We start from the raw sequence: 1,227 nt of genomic DNA on the forward strand, positions 1-1,227 counted from the left end.
GGCGTTGCGGACGTTGTTCTCGGTGGTTGGTGGGCGGCCGTGTCAGCGGGTGGTGGGGGTTGATGAGGTTGGCGGGTTGGTGACGGTTGTTGATGGTTCTGGGTTCGGTGAGGTGGGTTTGGCTGAGGCGGTGGCGCGGGTGGCGCGGTATCCGTTTGATTTGTCGGTTGATGTTCCGTTGCGTGTCAGTGTTTTCGCTCTTGCGCCGGGTGAGTGTGTGCTGGTGGTGGTGATGCATCACATTGCGGGTGATGGTTGGTCGTCGGCGGTTTTGGGGCGGGATGTTTCGGTGGCGTATGCGGCGCGGTTGGCGGGGGTGGCTCCGGGGTGGCGGCCGTTGGCGGTGCAGTATGCGGATTATGCGTTGTGGCAGCGGGAGTTGTTGGGTGAGGTTGGTGATGTGGGCAGTGTGTTGTCCGAGCAGTTGGCGTATTGGCGTGGGGTGTTGGCGGGTGTGCCGGAGGAGTTGGTGCTTCCGGTTGATCGGGTGCGTCCGGCGGTGGCTTCTCATCGTGGTGGTTCGGTTCGGTTGGAGGTTTCGGCTGGGGTGCATGCGGGGTTGGTCCGGTTGGCGCGGGCTGAGGGTGTGACGTTGCATATGGTGTTGCAGGCGGGGTTGGCGGTGTTGTTGTCGCGGCTTGGTGCTGGTACGGATATTCCGGTTGGTACGGCGATTGCGGGGCGTACTGATCAGGCGTTGGATGATCTGGTTGGGGTTTTTGTCAATACTTTGGTGTTGCGTACTGATGTGTCTGGTGATCCGGTGTTCACGGAGTTGCTCGGTCGGGTGCGTGCTACTGCGTTGGCTGCTCATGGGTGTCAGGATGTGCCGTTCGAGCGGTTGGTGGAGGAGCTTGCTCCGGTCCGGTCGATGGCGCGTCATCCGTTGTTCCAGGTGATGTTGGTTGTGCAGAACAATGTGGGGACGGTGTTGGAGCTGCCTGGTGTGGAGGCGGTGGTGTTGTCTCCTGGTGAGCCTGCCGCGAAGTTTGATTTGTCGTTCGATGTGAGTGAGTTGGCTGGTGTCGGTGGGTTGTGTGGGTCGTTGACTTTCGCGCGGGATCTGTTTGATCGGTCGACTGCTGAGCAGATCGTGGCGCGGTTCGTGCGGGTGCTTGAGGCGGTTGTGGTTGATCCGGGCTTGCGGGTTTCGGGTGTTGAGGTGCTTGATGCGGTTGAGCGTGAGCGGGTGTTGGTGGGGTGGAACGACACGGCGGTGCCGGTGTC

At 61.4% G+C, this 1,227-nt stretch carries 1 protein-coding gene; it reads left to right on the forward strand.

Annotation, left to right across the window (positions count from 1 at the left end; all coding sequences use genetic code 11):
- Positions 1-52: 52 nt before the first annotated feature.
- On the forward strand, positions 53-1,227 hold a 1,175-nt coding region (locus ACFZB9_RS36930), incomplete at its 3' end, for a condensation domain-containing protein (protein WP_391454553.1).

It is taken from the genome of Kitasatospora sp. NPDC008050 (assembly GCF_042957465.1).
GTDB lineage: Bacteria > Actinomycetota > Actinomycetes > Streptomycetales > Streptomycetaceae > Kitasatospora.